At 41.9% G+C, this 5,878-nt stretch carries 6 protein-coding genes; 5 read left to right on the top strand and 1 reads right to left on the bottom strand.

Translation table 11 applies throughout. The features are described from left to right. The first annotated feature begins 37 nt into the window (after positions 1 to 37). The 5 genes from J0M15_16880 (at position 38) to J0M15_16860 (ending at position 5,333) form a co-directional block, all read left to right on the top strand. Positions 38 to 358: a hypothetical protein gene (locus tag J0M15_16880; protein ID MBN8538724.1), complete on the top strand. Its 321-nt coding sequence runs from the start codon at positions 38 to 40 to the stop codon at positions 356 to 358. A 316-nt stretch (positions 359 to 674) separates the two neighbouring features. Then, on the top strand, positions 675 to 2,243 hold the full coding sequence (locus tag J0M15_16875) for a hypothetical protein (GenBank protein ID MBN8538723.1): 1,569 nt from the start codon (positions 675 to 677) through the stop codon (positions 2,241 to 2,243). A gap of 22 nt (positions 2,244 to 2,265) precedes the next feature. Continuing rightward, a complete protein-coding gene (locus J0M15_16870; protein MBN8538722.1) occupies positions 2,266 to 3,567 on the top strand; it encodes a hypothetical protein in 1,302 nt (433 codons plus the stop codon). 27 nt (positions 3,568 to 3,594) lie between these two features. Continuing rightward, entirely contained in the window at positions 3,595 to 4,317 is a 723-nt protein-coding gene (locus J0M15_16865) for a hypothetical protein (protein MBN8538721.1), read from the top strand. Next, positions 4,314 to 5,333, top strand: a complete 1,020-nt coding sequence (locus tag J0M15_16860; protein MBN8538720.1) for a hypothetical protein — start codon at positions 4,314 to 4,316, stop codon at positions 5,331 to 5,333. The genes J0M15_16865 and J0M15_16860 overlap by 4 nt, the downstream gene beginning before the upstream one ends. Here J0M15_16860 and J0M15_16855 read toward each other — a convergent pair. After that, positions 5,330 to 5,707 (bottom strand): hypothetical protein, encoded by a 378-nt coding sequence (locus J0M15_16855; protein ID MBN8538719.1) that lies wholly within the window; start codon positions 5,705 to 5,707, stop codon positions 5,330 to 5,332. The genes J0M15_16860 and J0M15_16855 overlap by 4 nt on opposite strands. Between the last annotated feature and the right edge of the window lie 171 nt (positions 5,708 to 5,878).

The following is a 5,878-nucleotide window of genomic DNA, read 5'->3' as shown; positions in this document are numbered from 1 at the left end:
TAAACAGAATCGTGGTGAGCGCGGAACATAAGGCTTGGTGGTTGATTTGTTAATACAGGGGCCCCAACCCGCCGGGGAATACTTAGGAGAGAAAGCAGAAACAGCTTTTAAACGCCCTAGCCTTAAAAAATTAGCGAAACAAGAACTGGATATCACCGACCGCTATGCCGCGATGAGATTATTAAATGAAAGTAAAAAATCGAATGAAATACTCACCGGCTTATTCTACATTGACTCAAAATCAGAATCTTTAAACGACACACTAAATATGGTCGACGGTTCACTCGCATTCCTAAACGAAAAAGAACTCAGACCAACTAAAGCGCAATGGAATGAAATCCTAGCGGATTTTGTTTAAAGAAATATAGAAAGGCGGATATTCGTCTGCCTTTCTTAACATCTGTCCTGATTACATATTTTTATAATCCTATCCATCTAAATAAATATGGGTGTCTAGATAGTCCAGCCAGACGTCCAATCAGTCGACACCTATTAAATTTTCTAATTCCTCTACCAAAGACTTTATACAAACATCTGCCTCAAGATGAAACACTTTCCTATTCCAATACAAGGACCAGAAATTGAAGATCTCAATGGGGATTGGATTCAATTCCAAATAGATATAGACTCTGGGGACACAGTATTTTGGCCGAAACAGTTCTAAGGGACAACACGTGAAATATATCAGTATATTGATATTGTTTTTTTTATCCGCACCACATGGATTGGCGAATTCGGCCAATGTGTCCGAACAAAGATTATACCGTCGTTGTTACATGCAGTTAGTTCAAGCCCCGATTCCGCTAAAGGATTCCGTCCTGGCTGAAATCAAAGTGGGCCAACTAAAGGCGGTGGATGCCTGCATGAATCTATTAAATGAAGCTACTCTTGATAACCAAGGCCTGATAAAAAAATCCAGTTCTGCGATTGGCTCTGTTCAACAAAAGGTCCTAAGAACATTTTCAGAATTTCACAACACGTGGTTCAGTGCCAATGCCATGAACCAAATTCAAGACTACAACGAAGAACTGAATCGCGGCAGTACCGACGTTTACGATGCTCATGAACAGGCTTATTTTCTGACTCGGGCCCTTTTTAGCAATGGACATTATTCCGACATTTTAAAGGGCAATGAACGATTGAAAGCCGTCCGCGTAGAAGATTTCGTTCGCATACGCGCTGTGATTGGTCGTGATTTTGGAACGCGAACGCCGTCCCGTACGGTGCTTGGAGAAAATCCACTGTGGAATGACAATACAATACTATTCCAATCCATCGGCGCCGGGCACACAGGAAATGCCGAAGCCAGACCGGCCGAAGATTTTGTAAAAGCCCCCCTCGTTGCCGTGGGCTCATTAGTGGGCATTCAATTGCAAACGGATTCTTTTGCCGTACGTAATCTCAGCATGGAACCCCTGGGAGCCAATCGCCCTGGAGACAAAGAACCTAATTTAGAATACTCCTATAATTTTTTTCGCAATCATGGTGGTGGCATCATCGGTCTACCGTCCTATTTCCTTATGAACTACGGCCATGGGCGCGGACTAAAAAGTAATGGTACTACAAAACTTCCGCGTCGCTGGGTTAAATCTATGATGGAAACTTTTATGTGTGCTACTTTGCCCACGTTACGAGAGAGCGATATTCAAAATCTTGTAGTCACAAATTCGGCAACTCCATTTAGAAAATCAGCCAGCTGCGTTCAGTGTCATGCAACGATGGACCAAGCGGCAAACGTAGCCAGAAACTTAACAACGGGCTCGTCAGCATTCTTTGTTATCGATAGTGGAAATAACCAAGAACGAATTCATTCAAAAATTCCAATCCTGTTAGCGCAGTATCGTCAGGAGAAAGCATCAGTAGCCGAATGGATTCACGTTGACGATCCTGAATTTCACATTAAAAAATCAACTGGAAAATTTTTTACTCGTCTGTTTAATGGCGAACTTCTGGATCGAAATTTGAATTCAATTGACGACCTTGGGAACGTAATTACACAGACTCAGGATTTTTATTCTTGTGCAGCTAAACGATACTTTGAATTCCTAACCGGAATTCAAGTTCCACTCTATGATAAAAAAGATCCGCGCTATGCTGAAATGAATCGTATATTAACAACAGATCATATTAAAAACAGAGAGTTCGTTGAAAGTCTGGGGGCAGATCTTCAACGTGATCAGTCGTTGAAAAACTTGATCAAACGAATTATCGCGTCAGACTATTATAGACGCGAAGAATTTTAAGATTTAGTTTTTTGGGGGAAATTTGAAGCGTCGACACTTTTTAAAAAATTCATCATTTGCCATGTCTCCTCTATTTTTAGATGCGTTCTTAACGACATTGGCTAATGATTTTACAACACGGGCAATGGCCGAAGCAACGGCTCAGTCTACTGCACGCAATTATATCAATGTTATGATGCCTGGTGCGCCGATGCGCTATATGTTCGACCATTGGCTTAAAACGAGTAACTCAGATGGCGAACTTCAATACAACTCTATGACTGGAAATTCCTATTCTTACTCGAACGGATCAATTTCGGGAGTGGCCGTAAAGTACCATTCCTATAACAATATGCTCGTGCCTCATCTTTTCAGTCAAAATGTTCAATTATCAAATGGAAATTCAAGTATTTCAAAATTACTCGACAACATGTTAGTTATTCGAGGATACGGAACAGGCGCAGACGGCCACTCCGCAAACTCAGCCAAACAAATGGCTCCACTCGGAGGTGTGCCTAGCTTAACCGGTCTAGTCGCTGATAATTCGTCGAAAATTTTCGAAGCCGTTCAGTCACCTGCGCGCGGTGCCTTCACCTCGTTCATTTCTCAAAAAGGCAAAGCTGTAAATGTTTTACCCATCAACGATTCACTCAAAACTCTTCTTGTCGGATTCGGTAAGCCAACGTCAACGGACGCGCGTTCATTAAAAGAACGAAATACTGACGCCTTTGACAAAGCAAAACGAAATTTGGCTTCCAAGGGCTCCGGAACAAATGCCGCTTCCAAAATTTTAAACGCGAGCCTTTCCAATGCGGAAGCGCTAATGAAAAAAGGTATTGGAAACTTAGATGCTTATATGCAAGAAGCGTTGCCTCGGTATCAACGAATAGTGGCTGACGCTGTTCGAAGTCTTGATGTTGATTCCATTAGCATGAACCCGATTGTAGCCAGTAGCGACCTGATTTTAAATGGTGTTGGTGGCGAGCGATTTAATTGGGGTATACAATCTAAAGATGTCTATTTATTTGGTCCCGACTATGACATGAGAAATGCACTAGCAAGTGCTTTTATCGGTGTGTATGCTGAGGGCTTGGCAATGGCAGAATATGTAATCAATGAAAATTTAGCTCAATCCGTAGAAATAATGGCAACGTCTTTAAACAATTTTTTTGTTCCTAGGGTTGAATCTTCTAATGGCTACAAAGCACCGGTAGGCGCCGCTAATCTAGAGCTAATTTTAGACATGCATGCAACGGGTTCGCACACGAACGTATTCGCGTTCAATGCCTACTATCCTACGCAAATTTGGCGGCCCCATTGGTTAAACTCAAAGATGGCAAACTAGAGTACGAATTTGGTAAAGGAGCTATCGTTGAAACGGCTGACTAAGATAATTCCTTTTATTAAATATTCAGGCCTTACCTTAATTGTAGTGGTAAGCCCTGTATTTCTTTTTCAAAACTGTTCGCAGTTTGCAGATCCTAACGATGGTTCAAGCTCTGCACGTCTTCTAAGCGTTGCGGAACCAGATCCAAATCATGTAGTCGATACAGAACTGGCCCCGCCAAGTAAACAGATACGGATCGGGAATCGCCGATATATGATCAGCATTTTTACCGATATTTTCACCGCAGAAAATGGAACAAAAGCGCCGCAACTTGATTCTTTAACTTTTAACTGGGCAGAAAAACGAGGTGCCCAGCTGGGTGGTGGCTGTGACGTAAATGATAGCCTCTCGTTGATTGATTGTGGAAATGATTCCAATGGCGCCAATTTACCAATTCATGGTGATCCAAACGCCGTTCGGGAATCATTTAAAATTCAATTGTGCGAGGAACTTTTAGGAACTACAGATGGACTCAAAATCGCATTAGAAAAAGCCAATTTGGATATAAATACCCTACCCGATGCGACGTCATTAAATATCCGACCTATTTATGAACTCTTTTATCGCACAAACGAAGTGCCTCCATATTTCACTCAAACGTTGCTGCAATTGCAAACTGACTTAAAAGCCAAAAACGAGACTGCTAAAGACATTTGGCGCGGTCTTCTGCTTGTCACCTGCGAATCCCCGGAGTGGCAATTACTATGAAGACGCGATTAAAGAAAATACGAAGTAAAATAAACTTGAAATGGACAGCACCATTACTAACGATTTCGGTCATGATCGGTTTTCAAAATTGCGGTGGCGAATTCCAACCACTTGATGAGTTTAAGTATGGCTCTGAATATGCCCGCACTATTGTAGAGCAAACTGAATTGCAATCGTACTGGGACTCTATGTACAACTATGATCTTTTGATGGCAAAAAACGAAATCCTATTCGACTCAACAGTGAACTCGTCAGCAGCATTGTTTTTTGCTGACAACACGACTTCTTTTTTTGTAGTTACCAACAGACGATCCAATGCGGCGTTATCGCTGATTGTGGACAAAGATCAAGTTTTAAAAATAACTGTTCAAAGTAATTCTGTCAGATTAGTTCATGAAGCACCTGAAAATAACTATTCTGAAGTCAGCTTTTCCGTGAACGCCAATCAGCCTTTGGTTATTGCCGCTCGGGCAGGAAAAGATCCGCAAAATATTCTACTGATGGTAAATGGTGAATATCAAACTCTATCAATAAAACAAACTGGCACGCCCATTAATTTTAGCTATTTGGAAAGCAGTTTATCTTTAACAAATATCCAAGAAGCCATTATTTTAAATCGAGCTATGGAGCCCGGCGAGATCAATGTAATTTCACGCCAAATGGCAGCTCAATATAATATTCGAACAAAAACGAGCAGTAGTATGCCCGACTATTTGGCCTGGAGTAATGAGTCCGCATTGTTTCCAAGCGTGCGCACCATTATGAAAAAATCGTGTTTTAAATGCCACACAACATGGATCAGCCTACCTGAAGCAGGTTTTACAACTGCGTCTGCCTATACAAAAAACATTCAGTTAGTTAAGCAAAAGAATTTGGAAGAGTCTCCGCTGTGGCATTCTATGAAGGGATCTGTTGATAAGAATCCGTCTGCACAGCGAAATATGCCTAAGGACTTGCCCGGCTTAACAGCCGAGCAGTTAGAGACGATCAAGGCCTGGATTTTTGAAATTCCTTAATTTGCCTCTTCAGGAAGGAAGTCGACACGAATACCTTCTTCGGCATTTGGGACCGAAGTTCCGTTGAATCGAATCAAATTACTACTAGCTATATAAGACCAACCATTTACATCATCTTTCGCAATTTCTTTTCCAGCAACATAGACACGAATGGTATCAATTCTTGGCTTGCGATCTAGGTTGTAGTCTGTGAGGATTTGAATTATTCGTGCTTTAATACTTGAAACCGAACGGTACAAATCATTGCCACACAATGACCCTTTGACGCCACCAGAATAGTTGACCATTTCCATGAACTTCACACCTGGCTCTTTAAAGCCCCATTGCGAACTACTACAGGTATCTTGCTGTGAAAGTACCCCAAAAAAATTCATCGACCAAGCTTTGGTTCCATCGGCATGATCTGGTCTAAGCTTGTCAGTAAACAGAATCGTGGTGAGCGCGGAACATAAGGCTTGGTGGTTGATTTGTTAATACAGGGGCCCCAACCCGCCGGGGAATACTTAGGAGAGAAAGCAGAAACAGCTTTTAAACGCCCTAGCCTT

It is taken from the genome of Deltaproteobacteria bacterium (assembly GCA_017302835.1).
GTDB lineage: Bacteria > Bdellovibrionota > Bdellovibrionia > Bdellovibrionales > Bdellovibrionaceae > UBA2316.
Note: the sequence above shows the minus strand (reverse complement) of the source record. Positions and strands in the feature narration are given on the sequence as shown.